Genomic DNA, 16,322 nt, shown 5'->3' with positions numbered 1-16,322 from the left:
CTGTGATGACCTTGATGAATCCGTTGACTGTTCTGCGCGACTCTTTCTACTTTTTCCAGCGCAACCTGGGCGCCATCGTGCAGTTGTGCCTGCCCTTGGTGATCCTGGAGGCCGTGCTGCAACAAGTGCTCGATCACACCCTGGGCCCGGAGGCGTTTACCGGCTACAGCATGATCGTGGGCCTGCTGGTGTATCCGCTGTACACCGCCGCCCTGATCCTGTTCCTCGACGCCCGCAGCCGTGGCGAGTCGCCGCGCACCGCCGACGTGCTGGCCATGGCGCTGACCCTGTGGCCACGCTATGCGCTGCTGACCGCCATGAGCACCCTGTTGATCCTGCTGGGGTTGTCGCTGTATTTCCTGCCGGGGCTGTGGCTGATGGTCACCCTGGCCTTCGCCGAATACCTGCTGGTACTGCGTGGTATGACGGCGCTGGCGGCGATGAAGGAAAGTTTTCGCCTGACCCGAGGGCATTTCCTGCGCATCCTGGTCTGCCTGTTGTGCGTGATGACCCCGCTGTGGCTGCTCAAGGGCGCCAGCGTCGCGGCCTGGCCCGACCTGCAGAACCCGCTGCTGGCGGTGCTGATCGACAGCGCCCATAGTTTCTTGCAGCTGTTTACCAGCGTGGTGCTGTTCCGCCTGTTCATGCTGATCGCCGGCGATGCCGACGCCCGCTAACGTGGCCCTTGGGCTCCCGGCCGCCGGTCGGGTATGCTCGGGGCCTGTCCTGCAGCGCCCTAAGGCGAGCCGATGACCCGTTTACTGCGTATAACCCTGGTGGGCCTGCTGATCCTCGCAGGTTTGCTGACCGCCCTGGTCTACAGCCTGACCTGGCGCCCCGACGACAAGCAGATCCTGCCCGTACACTGCGGCGTGCCGCGCGCGCCCACCCTGCTACCCGGCCAGGCGCTCAAGGTGATGACCTGGAACGTGCAATACCTGGCGGGCAAGAACTACGTGTTCTGGTACGACACCCCGGACGGCAGTGGCCCGGACGAACGGCCCACGGTGGAAGACATGGCCTCCAGCCTGGATGAAGTGGCGCGGGTGATCCGTGACGAACAACCGGACGTGCTGTTGCTGCAGGAACTGGACGAAGGCGCCAAGCCGTCCCATTACCAGGATCAACTGGCGCTGCTCCAGGAGCGGCTGGTGGACCTCTACCCGTGCAGCGTCCAGGCCTTCGACTGGAAAGCCGACTTTGTGCCCAACTGGCATATCTTCGGCAGCGTCGGCCGCAAGCTGGTGACCCTCAGCCGCTACCAGATCGAACATGCCGAACGCCTGCAACTGCCCGTAGCCTCGGCCAACCTGATCAGCCGACAGTTCCAGCCCAAGCCGGCGTTGCTGCTCAGTTACCTGCCATTGAGCGATGGCGGCCAACTGGCAGTACTCAACACCCGCCTGGACAACGGCGCACCCGGCCATAGCGCGGTGCGCGAACAAGTGCAGGCGACCATCAAGCTGCTGGATAAATTCGAAAGCCGCGGCACGCCGTGGCTGATCGGCGGGGACTTCAACCTGCTGCCGCTCGGGCAATTCCTGCGCCTGGACGCCGGCAAGCGTGGGCAGTATTCGCCAGACAGCGAACTGCATCTGTTGTGGGACAAATACCCGATGGTGCCCAGCAACAGCCAGTCCAGCGGGATCGACCGGGCCCAGTGGCTGACCCACTTTCCCAACGACCCAAGCCTCAATGGGCCGGATCGCACGGTGGATTATCTGTTCTATAGCCCCAGGCTGAAGAAGGTCGAAGCGCGGGTGCGGCAGGACGATACATTGCGTATTTCCAACCACCTGCCGGTGATTGCGCGGTTCTTGCTGCCCGCTGCGCAATAACACCAAGCCCAATGTGAAATAGGGTTTGTGTGGGAACTGGCGTCTCCGGGATTACTTGCGCGGCTTGATCCGCGCAGTCGCTTCTGCCACCAGTGGATCATCCGGCCAGTAATAGAGTGTATTACCTATCGATCCCCCACATTGACACTGTTCCGGATATTGAAATCACTCGGTTGGGCAGGAATTCGCCCAAAGAAGGTTGACTGTCAATGAGGTTAGGTAGGATTGACAAAATAATAGGACATATGAGGGACGGATTGACAGGCATCACCGTCGGTTTTCGAGGAGACGCAATGAAGATTGACACCTTAGGGTGTCGCATGAGCACAAGCATGTGGCTCAACTCCATTGGAATTAAGACTCAGTCCCTGGCGGTGGATGACCGCGGAGTGGAAGAATCGAGGAGGGGCGAGTTTTCACAAATCTTGAAGTATCGAGATCGCCGCATCTTGTAAACCATTTTTTGTACTTGTTAACTATTGCGACTTACAGTGAAAAAAGGCCGCCCGATCACTGATCGGACGGCCTTTTTTTTTGGGGGGGGACGAATGCTCAGACCCGATGGCGTCAGCCCAGCACCTCATTGGCTACTTGGTCGACCGCGCTTTTGGTGATGTCGACGATCAGGTCGGCCTCTTCCTCGGACAGGATCAACGGTGGTGCGAAGCCAAGAATGTCGCCATGGGGCATCGCCCGGGCAATCATGCCGCGCTCAAGACAGGCCGCCGACACTTTCGGGCCGACCTTCAAGGCCGCATCGAACGGGGTACGCTGCTCACGATCCGCCATGAACTCAACGGCAGCCAGCATACCGTCGCCGCGCACTTCACCCACCAGCGGATGACCTTCCAGGGTTTCACGCAACCGACGGTTCAGGTAGCTGCCGACCTTCTCGGCGTTGGCCGTCAGGTTTTCCCGCTCGAGAATATCGAGGTTGGCCAAGGCGGCGGCGGCACAAATCGGATGCCCCGAGTACGTCCAGCCATGGCCCATGGCACCTTGGGATTCGGACGCCTTTTCGATCACGCTCCACACTTTTTCACCGACGATCACCGCCGACAACGGCGCATAGGCGCTGGTCAGACCTTTGGCAGTGGTGATCAGATCCGGGCGCATACCGTAACGCTGGCTGCCCATCTTCGAACCCAGCCGACCGAAAGCGCAGACCACTTCGTCGGCGATCAGCAACACGTCGTATTTGTTCAGCACCGCTTGAATCGCGGCCCAGTAGCCGGCTGGCGGAACAATGATGCCGCCGGTACCCATCAACGGTTCGCCGATAAACGCGGCCACGGTGTCCGGCCCTTCGGCCAGGATCATTTTTTCCAGCTCCTCGGCGCAATAGCGCACGAACGCCGCTTCATCCATGCCGGTCGGCGCCTTGCGGTACCAGTGCGGGCACACGGTGTGCTTGATGCCTTCGGCCGGCAGGTCGAAATGCTGATGGAAGCTCGGCAGGCCGGTCAGGCTTCCGGTCATGATGCCCGAACCGTGGTAACCGCGATCACGGGAGATAATTTTTTTCTTCTGCGGGCGGCCCAGTACGTTGTTGTAGTAGCGCACCAATTTGATCTGGGTTTCGTTGGCGTCGGAACCGGACAGGCCGTAGTAGACCTTTTTCATGCCCTCGGGCGCCCAGTCGATGATGCGGCTCGACAGCTCGATGATCGCTTCGGTCGAATGGCCGACGTAGGTGTGGTAGTAAGCCAGCTCCTTGGCTTGCTTGTAGATCGCATCGGCGACTTCGGTGCGACCGTAGCCGATGTTCACGCAGTACAGGCCGGCAAAGGCGTCGATGAATTCGCGGCCCTCATGATCGCGAATACGAATACCCGACGCACTCTTGATGATGCGCCCCTTGAGCGCGCCGCTGGCGTGGTCATGGGCGTGGGTCGACGGGTGCATGAAGTGCGCGCGATCTTGTTCGAACAGCGTATCGAGTTCTTGGCTCATGGCGGATCTCCTTAGAACTGGCCTTGATGGTGCAGGCAAAAGTATTTGGTTTCGACAAAGGCTTCGAAGCCCTCGGTGCCGCCCTCGCGGCCCAGCCCCGAGGCTTTCATGCCACCGAACGGGATCGGATGGCCGGTAAACTTGACGCCATTGACCGCGATCATGGCGTGGTCGAGGCGGCGAATCAGGGGGTAGATCAGGTCCAGGCGGTTGGAACAAATGTAGGCCGCCAGACCGTATTCGGTGTCGTTGGCCATTTCGATGGCTTGCTCGAGGGTGTCGAAAGGCATGACGCCGGCGATCGGCGCGAAATTCTCTTCGCGGTAGATACGCATCTGCGGCGTAACGTCGGCCAGCACCGTCGGCTGGTAGAACAACCCGCCGAGGGCGTGCGCTTCACCGCCGACCAGCCGTTGTGCACCAAGTAGCAGGGCGTCTTCGACGCGCTCGGCCGTAACATCGAACGCCGCCTGATGCATCAACGGGCCGATGTCGACGCTTTGCTCCTGATCACCCACCAGCGCCGGGCCTACCCGCAGTTCGCGCACCGCAGAGGCAAAGCGGTTGAGAAACGCCGGGTAAATCGAACGATGCACCATGATCCGGTTGGCCGCACAGCAATCCTGGCCGGAGGTCTGGAACTTGGCCTCCACTGCGACTTTCACCGCCAGTTCCAGATCAGCATCGGCGCAGACAATGAACGGCGCGTTACCGCCCAGCTCCAGCGACACCTTCTTCACATCCTGGGCAGCCGCTTGCAGGACCAATTTACCGACGCGGGTTGAGCCGGTGAAGCTGACCGAACGCACGCGAGTGTCCTGCACCAGGGTTTGCATGGCCATTTGCGGTTCGCCCAGCACCACGTTGAACACGCCTGCCGGGAAGCCCGCTTCCTCTGCCAGTTGCGCCAGAGCCAATGCGGAAAACGGTGTTTCATGGGCCGGCTTGATCACCACAGTGCAACCGGCAGCCAGTGCCGCGGCGGCTTTGCGGGTGATCATCGCCGAAGGAAAATTCCACGGGGTCAGCAGCGCACAGACGCCGACCGGTTCCTTGACGGTGCCTAAGTGCGCGCCAGGGATATGGCTGGGAATGTTCTGCCCGTAAAGACGCCGCGCCTCTTCGGCAAACCAGGGAATGAAGCTGGCGGCGTAGGCGATTTCGCCGCGTGACTCGGCCAGGGGTTTACCTTGTTCCTGACTGAGGATGCGCGCCAGGTCTTCCTGATGCTCAAGGATCAACGCCGCCCAGCGCCGCAGAATCGTCCCGCGGGCATCGAGGCTTTGTTCACGCCAGGCCGCAAACGCCCGGTGTGCAGCATCAACGGCGGAGATGATCTGAGACTGATCGAGCATCGGCACATGACCGATCAACTTCTGATCGGCCGGATTGTGCACGGCGACGCTGTGGCCGCTCTCACTGTGGACCCAATGCCCGTCTACGTAGCAAAGTGCTTTGAACAACAGCGGATGTTTGTATGTCATGGCGTTCACTCCAAACTGTGTGCGTGAGTCCATGCTAGGGCAGTGCAGCCCAGGTGATTTGGCGTTTGGCGGGGCGTCATCACAGGTTTTTTCTGATTGAACACCGGCAAACAAGGGCTTTTTGCGGTGAAGGTTTTGCGCCGGTTTATGGCTCCTGCGCCAGCTCGGCTGGCAAGCCCCCCCCGGTCTTGATGGTTTTGGTGACGATGTAAGTGAAGTAGCGCTCGATGCCCAGGTCATCGAGCAATAACTGGTCGATAAACCGCTGGTAATGGTCGATGTCCGGCGCCTGGATCATTGCCATGTAATCAACGCCGCCACCGGTGGCGTAACAGAACGCCACTTCGGCGGCCTCGTTCATGCGTTGCTCGAAACGCCGCATGTCCTGGGCGGTGTGCCGGGCCAGGGTGATTTCCACCAGCACCTGCTGGCTTTTGAACACCGCGTACCAGTCGATCTGCGCTCGGTACCCTTTGATCAGCCCAAGCGCCTCCAGCTTGCGAACCCGCTCCCACGCCGGGGTCACCGAAAGATTGATCGCCTCGGCCAGGCTCGACTTGGTGATCCGACCGTCTTCGGCGAGGATTCGCAGGATTTTCAGGTCATAGCGATCGAGCTTGTGCATGGTCCGAAAATCTCCTAAATGTGTGGGAGAAACCTGTGGGAGCGAGCCTGCTTGCGATGGCGGTATTTCAGTCACATCATTAATGTATGTAACGCCGCAATCGCGAGCAGGCTCGCTTCCACAGGGTTTGGGGTCAGGTCAATACATCGGCGATGACTGCAATGGTATCGCCGCACTGCACCAGGCCGGGAAAGTGGCGCGCCGCCAGCAGGCCGCTGCGGGCCGCGCGATATTCCACCGGGGCGACGCCGCTGCGGGTAGCGTCGTAAACGCGGGCGATCACTTCGCCCTTGCTCACTTTGTCGCCCAGATCGCGGCACATTTCCAGCAAGCCGTCGTGTTCGCTGGCGATGAAGCAATTGGCATCGGGCATGTCGAGCATGATTGACCCCGTGGTCTGGATCTCACCTTCGAGAATCCCCGCATGCACCAGCAGATTACGCACCCCGCGCTCGGCAATCGCCACACTGCGCGCTGTGGACGAACCACCGCCACCCAGTTCGGTCGTGACAAAGACTTTGCCCTGACGCTCGGCGGCGGTGTCGTACATCGCCCCGGCATCGAGTTCCAGCATGCGCATGCTGTAAGGTGCATTGAAAGCGCGCATTCCGGCTTCGCATTGCGCCTGCTGATTTTTGTCGGGCAGCACATGACAAGCTGCGAAAGGCAGGAAATCCAAGGTGCGGCCACCGGAATGGATGTCCAGCACGAAGTCCGCCAAGGGCAATAAGGTCCGGTTGAAGTAGTCGGCGATTTTCTCGGTCACGGTGCCGTCCGGCTTACCGGGGAAACTGCGATTGAGATTACCCTTGTCGATCGGCGACGTGCGCCGACCAGCATGGAACGCCGGGGTGTTCATGAACGGGACGATAATCACCCGCCCCGTGACTTCGGCAGCCGTCAGACCCTGGGCTAGTTTGCTCAGCGCCACCGGGCCTTCGTATTCATCACCGTGGTTACCGCCGGTAAGCAGCGCGGTCGGACCCTCACCGCGCTGAATCACAGTGACCGGAATCATCACCGCGCCCCAGGCCGAGTCGTCCCGGGAGTACGGCAATTTGAGGAACCCGTGTTGCACGCCTTCGCGGGCAAAATCCACCGTGGCGCTGATCGGATTATCGGGCAATTCGCTCATGGCTCAATCCTTCACGAACAGTTGGCGTGGCACGTTGCACAGCGTCTCGACGCCGGTCTCGGTGATCAGAATGCTTTCGGTGATTTCCAGTCCCCAATCGTCCATCCACAGTCCCGGCATGAAGTGGAAAGTCATGCCTGGCTGCAACACGCTGGTGTCGCCGGGACGCAGGCTCATGGTGCGTTCGCCCCAGTCTGGCGGATAACTGATCCCGATCGGGTAGCCGCAACGGCTGTCCTTGTGGATGCCGAACTTCTGCAACACTTTGAAAAACGCCACAGCGATGTCGCCGGTGGTGTTGCCCGGTTTCGCCGCTTCCAGTCCAGCGGCGATGCCTTCGACCACGGCTTTTTCGCCGTCGAGGAAATGCTGTGGAGGTTTGCCCAGGTAGATCGTGCGCGACAACGGGCAGTGATAACGCTTGTAGCAACCGGCAATCTCGAAAAACGTCCCGGCCCCCTTTTCGAACGGCGAATCGTCCCAGGTCAGGTGCGGCGCGCTGGCATCGGCACCGGTCGGCAATAGCGGCACGATGGCCGGGTAATCGCCGCCATGGCCATCAGCGCCGAGGATCCCGCTGCTGTAGATGTCAGCCACCAGTTCATTTTTGCGCATGCCCGGCTCGATCCGTTCGAGGATCCGCCCGTGCATGTTTTCGACGATGCGCGCAGCGATGCGCATGTAAGCGATTTCCTGGGGCGACTTGATCGCTCGCTGCCAGTTCACCAACCCGACCGCGTCGATCAGCTTGGCCTGCGGCAGGTTTTTCTGCAGCGACAAATACGCGGCGGCGCTGAAGTAATAGTTATCCATTTCCACGCCGATGGTCAGCGCGTCCCAACCCCGGGCACTGATGACTTCCTGCGACAGGTAATCCATCGGATGGCGTTCCCGGGACTGCACATAGATGTCCGGGTAACCGACGATGTTCTCGTGCTGCATGAACACCGTGCGCTTGGCGCCGTTGGCGTCTTGTCCGCGACCGAACCAGACCGGCTCGCCGTCGAGCGCCAACAACACGCATTGGTGAACGTAAAACGACCAACCGTCATAGCCGGTCAGCCAGGCCATGTTCGACGGATCGGTGACCAGCAACAGCTCGATGCCCTGAACCTGCATGGCCGCTCGAACCTTGGCCAGACGCTGGGCGTATTCCTCCCGTTCGAACGGGAGATTGACGACTATCTGAGACATGCACATGCCCTCTGATAAATGACGCACGGATGAAAAAAATGGATTAGCTGCCGAACTGAAAGCCCTTGCCGGCCGAGCGCGCGCGCTCGAAGGCCAGATTGGCCATGGCGGTGTCTTGGGCGCCGGTGCCTGTGAGGTCGCACAAGGTGACTTGCGCATCGCTGGTCCGACCCGGGCGCTGGCCCGCGAGCACTTGTCCCAATTCGGCCAAGCCCGATTCGTTGGCAATAACGCCGGCCGCCAGAGCGTGATGCAACTCGCCGAGGATTCGCGTCTGGCTCAAGCGATCTGCCACGTAGCGGTCGACCTGCGCCAGCGCCTGGGGGGAAATTTCGTTTTTGTGTTCGGCGTCGGAGCCCATGGCAGTGATGTGCAGGCCGGGGTGCAGATGGCGCGCTTCGATCAAAGGTTCGCGGCTCGGGGTGCAGGTGATCGCGATGTCCGCGCCGGCCATGGCCTCGTCGATGCTCGCGCAAGGCGTGACCACCAGACCGCTGTCACGCGCCAATTCGGTGCTGAAGGCTTCAGCCTTGGCGCGGTCACGTGCCCAGACTCGAACGGATTCAATCGGCCGGACCAGGCGCAACGCCTGAAGCTGCAACGCCGCCTGTTCGCCGGCACCGATCAGCGCCACGCTGCGACTGTCAACCCGCGACAGCGCACGAGCAGCGACCGCGCCCGCCGCTGCTGTGCGTACGGCGGTCAGATAACCGTTATCCAGCAACAAGGCATCGAGCAAACCGGTGCGTGCCGACAACAGCATCATCATGCCGTTGAGGCTCGGTAGCCCAAGTGTCGGATTGTCGAAAAAACCCGGACTGACCTTGATCGCAAAGCGTTCCAGGCCTGGCAGGTACGCAGTCTTCACGTCCACTTCACCGTTGTGCTCGGGGATGTCCAGACGCAGGATCGGCGGCATTGCCACTGCTGCCGTGGCCAGCAGGACAAAGGCTTGTTCGATGGCTTCGATGCTCGGCAGGTCTAGTGCCACGCAGGCACGCAGATCAGCTTCGCTCAATAAGGTGATATCACTCATCAATGCGGCACTCCATTCAGTTTTTATTGTTGGGGTTCACGCATCCGCGCCTGCGAGGACGCGCAGGTGCTGATCGACGTCGACGTTACGGCCACTGACCACCACCACGATCGGCCCGCGCGGCTCAATCAATCCATCAAGCAACGCGGCAATCCCGACCACGGCCGCGCCTTCCAGCACCAGACGCTCTTCGCGATAGGCATGGCGTAGGGCATTGGCGATGGAAGTCTCGCTGAGCAAATGCAGGTGGTCACACAGATCGCGCGTCATGTTGAAGGTGTAACGGTTGTTCAGGCCGATACCACCGCCGAGCGAGTCGGCCAGGGTCGGCAGCTCTTCGACTTCCACCGGATGCCCAGCTGCGAGGCTGCCGTGCATGGCCGCACCGCGTTGCATGCTGATGCCGTGGGTGATGATGTTCGCGCTGACGCTTTTGATCGCCAGCGCCACACCGGCAAACAAACCGCCGCCGGACAATGGCACGAGGATTTGCGCCACGTCCGGTTGCTGTTCGAGGATTTCCAGCCCCAGCGTGCCCTGCCCGGCGATGATGGCCGGGTGATCAAACGGCGGCAGCAATGTCGCGCCTTGCTCGTTGGCGATCCGTTCGGCTTCACGCTGGGCGTCGTCCTGGGACTGGCCGACGATGCATACCTCGGCGCCCAGATCGCGAATGGCTTGAACCTTGTTCGCCGGCACCAGATGCGACAGGCAAATCGTCGCCTTCACGCCTTGTCGGGAAGCGGCATACGCCAGAGCACGACCGTGATTGCCGGTCGACGCCGCCACCACGCCACGCGTTTTCTCCTCGGCGCTCAGCTGCGCCACGGCATTGCTCGCGCCGCGCAATTTGAAACTGCCGGTGATTTGCTGGGATTCGAGTTTGAGGTACACCGCCACGCCCAATCGCTGCGAGAGGCTGGGCGAATATTCCATGGGGGTACGCCGGACAAGCAATTCGATGCGCTGGCGAGCGAGGTAAACATCATGTAGCTGCAACGATGACATGATCGCGTCCCGACTGTGGTGTTAGGCGCAGTCTAAGAGGACTGGATTGTCGCAATGAATGTACTAGGGCAATTTAGCCGACAAACTTTTTGGGGGACTTTTTCCCGGTCAAAAATCGTGGATTTGCGGGTACTGCCCGAATATCTCGCGCATGCCAATCAGCGCATCGCGCATTTCTTCGTCGCTGCATTCGGCGCCGACACAGATCCTCACCGCTCGAGCCCGAGGCGTTCCACGCACGGTGAACGGGTCAGGCGACGTGACTGCAATGTGCCGGTGACGCAGGGCCCGCACCAGGCTGTCGACCTCCCAATGCGGGGGAATACCGACCCACGCATTCAATGCATGAGGATGCTGGCCGAGCAGGTGCTCGCCCAGGTATTCGCTGACCATCGCCTGACGGCCGGCCAACAGTTTGCGCTGCAAACGCACGAGCGTGTCGGCGCGACCGTCACGAATCCAGCGCGCGGCGATTTCGGAGACCATGGGCGTGGCCATCCAGCTGTTGACCCGCAAGATGCTCTCGGTGCGCAACGCCAGACGCTTGGGCACCACCAGATAGCCGATGCGCAAACCGGTCAGCACCGACTTGGTCATGCTGGTGCAATAGAACGACAGTTCTGGCAGGTAATGGCTAATCGGCGGCGCGCGATGCTCGTCCAGCAACGGGCCGTATACATCGTCCTCAATAATGTGCACGCCGAAACGCCGGGCGATGTCGGCAATCTCCCGCCGACGACTGTCCGGCATCAGGCTGGTGGTCGGGTTGTTCAGGTTCGGCGTGCACACCAGCGCGGTGATGCGCTCGTTGCTGCACATGTCTTCGAAATGTTCCGGGTCAATGCCATAACGGTCCATCTCCAGGCCTTTGAGGGTGAACCCCAATACTTGGGAGTTGCCAATCACTCCGTGATCGGTGACCCCTTCGCAAAGTACTACATCATCGGGGCCCGCCAGAGATGCCAGCGCAAGGAAGATGCCGTGGGCCGCGCCATTGGTAATCAGGATGCCATCGCGCTCGACCCGCAGTCCTTGCCGTCCGATCCAGTGCATGGCCTCTTCACGGTGCGACTCGAAACCGGCAATCGGACGAAACGCGTGAATCCACGGCTGATCCTCTTCCGTGCTGAGCTCGCGGCAGGTGTCACGCCAGCACTGGTCGTGCTCGCGGGTGTGCAGGATCCGCGTGATGGAAAAATCCACGAGGGCCCGTTCGGGGCTATCGAGAATATAGGTAGCCACTCGATCGCTCATGCGCCGCGACACAAAGCTGCCGCGCCCGACTTCGCAACGCACCAGCCCCTGGCGCTCCAGCTCTTTATAGGCGTTGGTGACCGTCTGCACACTGATGCCCATGGCATCGGCAACGTGCCGCTGCGGTGGCAGGCGGTGATCATTGACCAGGACACCCTGCTCGATATCGTCGGCAATTGCCTGCACTAGAATCTTGTATTTGGACTCGCCGCTACGGGCGTTTTCCAGTGCTGCTTTCCACTTGTCCATCAGCGCTAAAACCCGGGTCTGTACTCGTCGGGACAGCATCTCGCTAGAATCCATGCAAAGCAATTGTCCTAGTGCAATACAATGATGCTCAGAGCTTTTGTATGCTCGGCTCAAGGTCGATAGCCGGGCACACTTCAAGCCCCCACAACAAAATCAGTCGACCTGTACCGGACTGTGTCCCGATCCATGGGATCAGTTCTTGTACGCTTTGCTCTTGTAACACTGCCTCCTACCACAGAGCCGTCACCGACGGGTCAACAAGAAACAGGAGATTTTATCGATGAGCAATTTCCCTTCCCGCAGCACCCATGCTTTGCGTCGCCTGTTCGTGGCTTGCGCGATGCTCGGCCTGGCCGCCAGCGCCCAAGCCGCTACAACACTGGAAACCGTCAAACAGAACAGCAGCATCCGTATCGGTTATGCCAACGAAACCCCGTTCGCCTTTACCGAAACAGACGGCAGGGTCACCGGTGAATCACCGGAAATCGCCAAAGCCATCTTTGCCAAAATGGGCATCAAACAGGTCGACGGCGTGTTGACCGAATGGGGTTCGTTGATCCCGGGCCTGCGCGCCGGGCGCTTCGACGTGATTGCCGCCGGCATGTACATCACGCCGGCCCGCTGCAAGCAGGTGCTGTTTACCGATCCGCAGTATCAACTGCCGGACGCACTGCTTACAGCCAAAGGCAACCCGAAGGCTCTACACAGCTATGAAGACATCGCCAAGAATCCCGAGGTGAAACTGGCGATCATGGCCGGTACGGTGAACCTGGCGTATGCGCGGGATTCGGGCGTGAAAGACGCGCAGATCCTCCAGGTGCCGGACACCACAGCTCAGTTGCAAGCCGTGCGCGCCGGTCGTGCCGATGCCGCCGTGGGTACTCAACTGACCATGAAAGGTTTGGCCGCCAAGGGTGGAGAAAAAGTCGAAGCAGTCACCGAGTTCAAGGACGACCCGTCGCACATAGGATACGGTGCTCTCGCCTTCCGTCCGGAAGACAAAGACCTACGCGATGCGGTCAACGCGGAGTTGAAAAAGTGGCTGGGCTCCGAAGAGCACCTCAAGGCGGTCGCTCCTTTCGGATTTGACAAATCCAACGTGACAAGAAAAACGGCTGCCGAGCTCTGCGCTCAATAGTCGAAACAGGCATGGCGTCACGGTGCGATGCCTATTTCCCTGCTTAATCCGGATGGCCAGGTTTAAACCATGGGTGAATTACTTCCGCTATTGATACAAGGCGCCTGGGTGACGCTCCAGGTGACGATCTTCGGTTCGCTGCTGGCGATTGTCGCGGCGATTCTCGCGGCCCTGGGGCGTATGTCGCCATGGCGGCCATTGCGTTGGTTTTCCGTTGCTTACATTGAAGTGTTTCGCGGCACGTCGTTGCTGGTGCAATTGTTCTGGCTGTTTTTCGTGCTACCGCTGCCACCGTTCAACCTTGAACTGAGCCCCTATAGCGTGGCCATCGTCGGCCTTGGCTTGCACATTGGTGCTTACGGCGCAGAGGTGATGCGCGGCGCGATCAGCTCTGTCGCGAAGGGTCAGTATGAAGCGTCCACAGCACTGAACTTCAGCGGCTACAAGCGCTTTCGCCGCATTATTCTTCCGCAGGCGTTGCTGGCCGCTATTCCGCCGGGCACCAATCTGCTGATTGAATTGCTGAAAAATACTTCGCTGGTGTCATTGATCACTTTATCCGATCTGAGCTTCCGGGCGCGTCAACTGGATCAGGCGACTTTCCAGACCCTGGAAATTTTCAGCCTTGCGCTGGTGATGTACTTCATCCTGGCGCAAGCCATCAATATCGGCATGCGTCGCATTGAGCTCCATCTGGCTCGCGGGCGGATGCGGGGAGGTCTGTCATGACACTGTTTGATTGGACCTATGCCTGGCAAATCCTCCCCGATTTACTGCGCGCTTCGCTTAACACCGTAGGGATTACCCTGATCGGTTTCCTGATCGCCATTGTGCTAGGTCTGTTCCTGGCAATTGGTCGACGCAGCCGCAGAGTCTGGCTATCGTGGCCAGCCACCGGGGTGATCGAGTTCATTCGCAGCACACCGCTGCTGATCCAGGTGTATTTTCTTTACTACGTGCTGCCTAATTACGGCGTCAGCATGACCGCGATGCAAGTGGGGATTCTCGGCATAGGCCTGCATTACGCCTGCTACATCGCCGAGGTGTATCGCGGCGGCCTCGACGCCGTGCCGCGTGCGCAATGGGAGGCGGTCACGGCGCTGAACATCGCCCCGTACAGCGCCTACCGCAACATCATCCTGCCCCAAGCCCTGCGGCCGATCCTGCCGCCATTGGGCAACTACCTAGTGGCGATGCTCAAGGACACGCCGGTACTGTCGGCGATTACTGTGGTGGAGATCATGCAACAGGCCAAGAACATCGGCTCAGAGAACTTCCGCTACCTGGAACCGATCACCATGGTCGGTCTGTTTTTCCTCGCCCTGAGCATCGCCTTGGCTTATTTGGTACGGCGCCTCGAACTGCGCCTGGAGCTACGCTAATGACTTCTCCACTCTCGACACCCAGCGACCTTTCCCGGCGCAGCAACCCGACCCCGCTGCATTCGCAGGAGGCCACGGCCATGCAGGAAACCAGATCGGTCAAGCCGATCGTCAGCTTTCAGGACGTCACCAAGAGCTACGGCAACTTCACCGTGCTCGACCACTTGAACCTAGACGTCACGCCGGGTGAGAAAGTCGCGATTATCGGTCCCAGCGGCTCGGGTAAATCCACATTATTACGGGTGCTGATGACGCTCGAGGGCATCGATGACGGGTTGATCCGCATCGAGGATGACTTGCTGACCCACATGCCCAATCGCAACGGTGTGCTAGTGCCGGCCAATGATCGGCATATCCGCCGGGTGCGCGGCAAGATCGGCATGGTGTTCCAGAGCTTCAACCTGTTCCCGCACATGACTGCGTTGCAAAATGTCATCGAAGCGCCGGTGCAAGTCCTTGGCATGAAACCCGCTGAAGCGCGCGAACGGGCAGCAGACTTGCTGGAACTGGTGGGGCTGGGCAGCAAGCTTGGCCATTACCCTTCGCAGCTGTCCGGCGGCCAGCAACAGCGGGTGGCGATCGCCCGGGCACTTGCCATGCGGCCCAAAGTCATGCTGTTCGACGAAGTGACCTCGGCACTCGACCCGGAACTGTGCGGCGAAGTACTTAACGTGATCCGCAAACTCGGCGCCGAGCACAACCTGACGATGCTGATGGTCACGCACCAGATGGGCTTCGCCCGGGAATTCGCCGATCGCGTATGCTTCTTTTATAAGGGGCAGATTCACGAACAGGGCACTCCCGCGCAGATCTTTGAACACCCGCAACAGGAACGAACTTGCGCGTTCCTTAGCGCAGTGAAAGAAGCCAACTAACCGAAAACTCAGCTGGAAGGGGCTGTGCTATGCACAGTGCCCTTCAGGTCGAATGCAAAGGGTTGGCACAACTGTGCAAATACCTGGTTTTCAATCAACCATGATTCTTCGCACATTGTGGGGAAGTGCCAGGGTCTGAATTATTTTATTCAGTATAACGCCGCGGTAATCAAGGATCCTTTAGAGCAAAAAGCATGGTTGAGAGGGCTTTTAGGGTGCAGTCGATCACTGACTGAGCTTCACAAGGGCTCCCGCTTCATCACCGTACTCCACGGAATCCCCCCGGGCCATTTGAAGCACCTTGCTCTCCCAAATTTCGGTGTGTTCGCTTTGGTAATTGAAGATCAACTTAGGACGCTTGTGGCCCTTCAAAGTGAGACAAGATATCTGATGAAAGAACTGGATATGGCTACCTCTGGTTACTAATTTTTTGGCCATTGCACAGGCATGAATTTACGAATACGCCACTCCCTCAAATTAAAAATCCAAGCTACTTTGATAGCGCTTCAATTTATTCTCCAATTCCTTTACACGTTCAACTAGCTGCAGATTCTGCGTAAGCACTTGGTAAAGTTGCTCTCGGGCTTGTTCAAGCTCAACCACAGCCCTCCCGGCCTTATTCTGGGCGCGCTTAATCTGTAAAGCCTTAGAGTTGCTTGTCGTGCTGCACTCTGTTCGATAGGCCTCTATTCTGGCAATTAAAGGCATGTGCGAGCCGCGAGACCTTTTCAAATAACCACGATCGAATCCAGCCTCAACACTAACAATACCTGCCGTGATCTTTGATCCGTCGATACCTACATGTGCGGAAATGACTGGGCACCCCGCTTTAAGGCGCTCAAACGCCGCCTCGCATATTTTAACGCCGTCAGATGTGATCCCACCAGACATCATTCAACCTCCATAACATTAATCAGACGATGTCTGTATCGAACCAGTCTATCCCAATCACCCTTTGTAATCTGATACTCGCCAGAACCTTCCTCGTACACCGCAAGTTCTCTTTCAGCGTCTTTAATAGCTTGGCGGTTGCAGGAGCTGAGTGCAACACGGTTATTGAATTGACGCAGGAGCATCATATTGCATAGCCAAGGCTTTCTGCATCACTTCGCTCATGACTTCGATAGGACATTTGAAATCGAAGCGCTTAC

General features: G+C 59.2%; 15 protein-coding genes. 6 read left to right on the top strand and 9 right to left on the bottom strand.

Translation table 11 applies throughout. The features are described 5' to 3' along the window. The first annotated feature begins 14 nt into the window (after positions 1-14). Positions 15-677, top strand: coding sequence for a YciC family protein (locus BLL38_RS23575; protein ID WP_076964559.1), 663 nt, complete (start codon positions 15-17; stop codon positions 675-677). A 72-nt stretch (positions 678-749) separates the two neighbouring features. Next, the gene (locus BLL38_RS23570; RefSeq protein ID WP_076964527.1) at positions 750-1,838 is read left to right on the top strand and encodes an endonuclease/exonuclease/phosphatase family protein; all 1,089 of its coding nucleotides are present in this window, start codon (positions 750-752) and stop codon (positions 1,836-1,838) included. A 567-nt stretch (positions 1,839-2,405) separates the two neighbouring features. Here the strand turns inward: BLL38_RS23570 and BLL38_RS23560 are convergent. The 8 genes from BLL38_RS23560 to ehuR form a co-directional block, all read right to left on the bottom strand. Next, a complete protein-coding gene (locus tag BLL38_RS23560; RefSeq protein ID WP_060764066.1) occupies positions 2,406-3,791 on the bottom strand; it encodes an aspartate aminotransferase family protein in 1,386 nt (461 codons plus the stop codon). Positions 3,792-3,802: 11 nt separating this feature from the next. Beyond that, entirely contained in the window at positions 3,803-5,275 is a 1,473-nt protein-coding gene (locus BLL38_RS23555) for an NAD-dependent succinate-semialdehyde dehydrogenase (protein ID WP_060764067.1), read from the bottom strand. Positions 5,276-5,420: 145 nt separating this feature from the next. After that, positions 5,421-5,900: an Lrp/AsnC family transcriptional regulator gene (locus tag BLL38_RS23550; protein WP_060764068.1), complete on the bottom strand. Its 480-nt coding sequence runs from the start codon at positions 5,898-5,900 to the stop codon at positions 5,421-5,423. 133 nt (positions 5,901-6,033) lie between these two features. Further along, positions 6,034-7,035 (bottom strand): N(2)-acetyl-L-2,4-diaminobutanoate deacetylase DoeB, encoded by a 1,002-nt coding sequence (gene doeB, locus BLL38_RS23545; RefSeq protein WP_060764069.1) that lies wholly within the window; start codon positions 7,033-7,035, stop codon positions 6,034-6,036. A 3-nt stretch (positions 7,036-7,038) separates the two neighbouring features. Beyond that, positions 7,039-8,229, bottom strand: a complete 1,191-nt coding sequence (doeA, locus tag BLL38_RS23540; protein WP_060764070.1) for an ectoine hydrolase DoeA — start codon at positions 8,227-8,229, stop codon at positions 7,039-7,041. A 43-nt stretch (positions 8,230-8,272) separates the two neighbouring features. After that, complete coding sequence (gene eutC, locus BLL38_RS23535) at positions 8,273-9,265, bottom strand: ectoine utilization protein EutC (protein ID WP_060764071.1); 993 nt, start codon at positions 9,263-9,265, stop codon at positions 8,273-8,275. A gap of 36 nt (positions 9,266-9,301) precedes the next feature. After that, positions 9,302-10,273 (bottom strand): hydroxyectoine utilization dehydratase EutB, encoded by a 972-nt coding sequence (gene eutB / locus BLL38_RS23530; protein WP_076964526.1) that lies wholly within the window; start codon positions 10,271-10,273, stop codon positions 9,302-9,304. A 108-nt stretch (positions 10,274-10,381) separates the two neighbouring features. Continuing rightward, positions 10,382-11,776 (bottom strand): MocR-like ectoine utilization transcription factor EhuR, encoded by a 1,395-nt coding sequence (gene ehuR, locus BLL38_RS23525; RefSeq protein ID WP_060764053.1) that lies wholly within the window; start codon positions 11,774-11,776, stop codon positions 10,382-10,384. A gap of 280 nt (positions 11,777-12,056) precedes the next feature. Between ehuR and ehuB the strand changes: the two genes are divergently transcribed. From ehuB to ehuA, 4 genes are all read left to right on the top strand, one after another. Then, entirely contained in the window at positions 12,057-12,914 is an 858-nt protein-coding gene (gene ehuB, locus BLL38_RS23520; protein WP_060764054.1) for an ectoine/hydroxyectoine ABC transporter substrate-binding protein EhuB, read from the top strand. 69 nt (positions 12,915-12,983) lie between these two features. Continuing rightward, the gene (gene ehuC, locus BLL38_RS23515; RefSeq protein ID WP_060764055.1) at positions 12,984-13,643 is read left to right on the top strand and encodes an ectoine/hydroxyectoine ABC transporter permease subunit EhuC; all 660 of its coding nucleotides are present in this window, start codon (positions 12,984-12,986) and stop codon (positions 13,641-13,643) included. Beyond that, positions 13,640-14,296, top strand: coding sequence for an ectoine/hydroxyectoine ABC transporter permease subunit EhuD (gene ehuD / locus BLL38_RS23510; protein WP_060764056.1), 657 nt, complete (start codon positions 13,640-13,642; stop codon positions 14,294-14,296). Before ehuC ends, ehuD begins: the two co-directional genes overlap by 4 nt. An 80-nt stretch (positions 14,297-14,376) precedes the next feature. Then, on the top strand, positions 14,377-15,171 hold the full coding sequence (gene ehuA / locus BLL38_RS23505) for an ectoine/hydroxyectoine ABC transporter ATP-binding protein EhuA (RefSeq protein WP_060764057.1): 795 nt from the start codon (positions 14,377-14,379) through the stop codon (positions 15,169-15,171). A gap of 477 nt (positions 15,172-15,648) precedes the next feature. Here the strand turns inward: ehuA and BLL38_RS23495 are convergent, their stop codons facing one another. After that, positions 15,649-16,062 (bottom strand): hypothetical protein, encoded by a 414-nt coding sequence (locus BLL38_RS23495; RefSeq protein ID WP_307847834.1) that lies wholly within the window; start codon positions 16,060-16,062, stop codon positions 15,649-15,651. Positions 16,063-16,322 lie beyond the last annotated feature (260 nt).

Source organism: Pseudomonas gessardii (genome assembly GCF_001983165.1).
In the GTDB taxonomy this organism is placed as follows: Bacteria; Pseudomonadota; Gammaproteobacteria; order Pseudomonadales; family Pseudomonadaceae; genus Aquipseudomonas; species Aquipseudomonas gessardii.
The sequence above is the reverse complement of the archived record's forward strand: the minus strand, read 5'-3'. Positions and strand labels throughout refer to the sequence as shown.

Bases quoted from the DNA above. Each gene is read 5' to 3' on its own strand.
- ehuC (WP_060764055.1), top strand. From the start codon at position 12,984: ATGGGTGAATTACTTCCGCTATTGATACAAGGCGCCTGGGTGACGCTC.
- doeB (WP_060764069.1), bottom strand. From the start codon at position 7,035: ATGAGCGAATTGCCCGATAATCCGATCAGCGCCACGGTGGATTTTGCC.
- BLL38_RS23550 (WP_060764068.1), bottom strand. From the start codon at position 5,900: ATGCACAAGCTCGATCGCTATGACCTGAAAATCCTGCGAATCCTCGCC.
- ehuR (WP_060764053.1), bottom strand. From the start codon at position 11,776: ATGGACAAGTGGAAAGCAGCACTGGAAAACGCCCGTAGCGGCGAGTCC.
- BLL38_RS23560 (WP_060764066.1), bottom strand. From the start codon at position 3,791: ATGAGCCAAGAACTCGATACGCTGTTCGAACAAGATCGCGCGCACTTC.
- BLL38_RS23495 (WP_307847834.1), bottom strand. From the start codon at position 16,062: ATGTCTGGTGGGATCACATCTGACGGCGTTAAAATATGCGAGGCGGCG.
- BLL38_RS23575 (WP_076964559.1), top strand. From the start codon at position 15: ATGAATCCGTTGACTGTTCTGCGCGACTCTTTCTACTTTTTCCAGCGC.
- eutB (WP_076964526.1), bottom strand. From the start codon at position 10,273: ATGTCATCGTTGCAGCTACATGATGTTTACCTCGCTCGCCAGCGCATC.
- ehuB (WP_060764054.1), top strand. From the start codon at position 12,057: ATGAGCAATTTCCCTTCCCGCAGCACCCATGCTTTGCGTCGCCTGTTC.
- eutC (WP_060764071.1), bottom strand. From the start codon at position 9,265: ATGAGTGATATCACCTTATTGAGCGAAGCTGATCTGCGTGCCTGCGTG.
- doeA (WP_060764070.1), bottom strand. From the start codon at position 8,229: ATGTCTCAGATAGTCGTCAATCTCCCGTTCGAACGGGAGGAATACGCC.
- BLL38_RS23555 (WP_060764067.1), bottom strand. From the start codon at position 5,275: ATGACATACAAACATCCGCTGTTGTTCAAAGCACTTTGCTACGTAGAC.
- ehuA (WP_060764057.1), top strand. From the start codon at position 14,377: ATGCAGGAAACCAGATCGGTCAAGCCGATCGTCAGCTTTCAGGACGTC.
- ehuD (WP_060764056.1), top strand. From the start codon at position 13,640: ATGACACTGTTTGATTGGACCTATGCCTGGCAAATCCTCCCCGATTTA.
- BLL38_RS23570 (WP_076964527.1), top strand. From the start codon at position 750: ATGACCCGTTTACTGCGTATAACCCTGGTGGGCCTGCTGATCCTCGCA.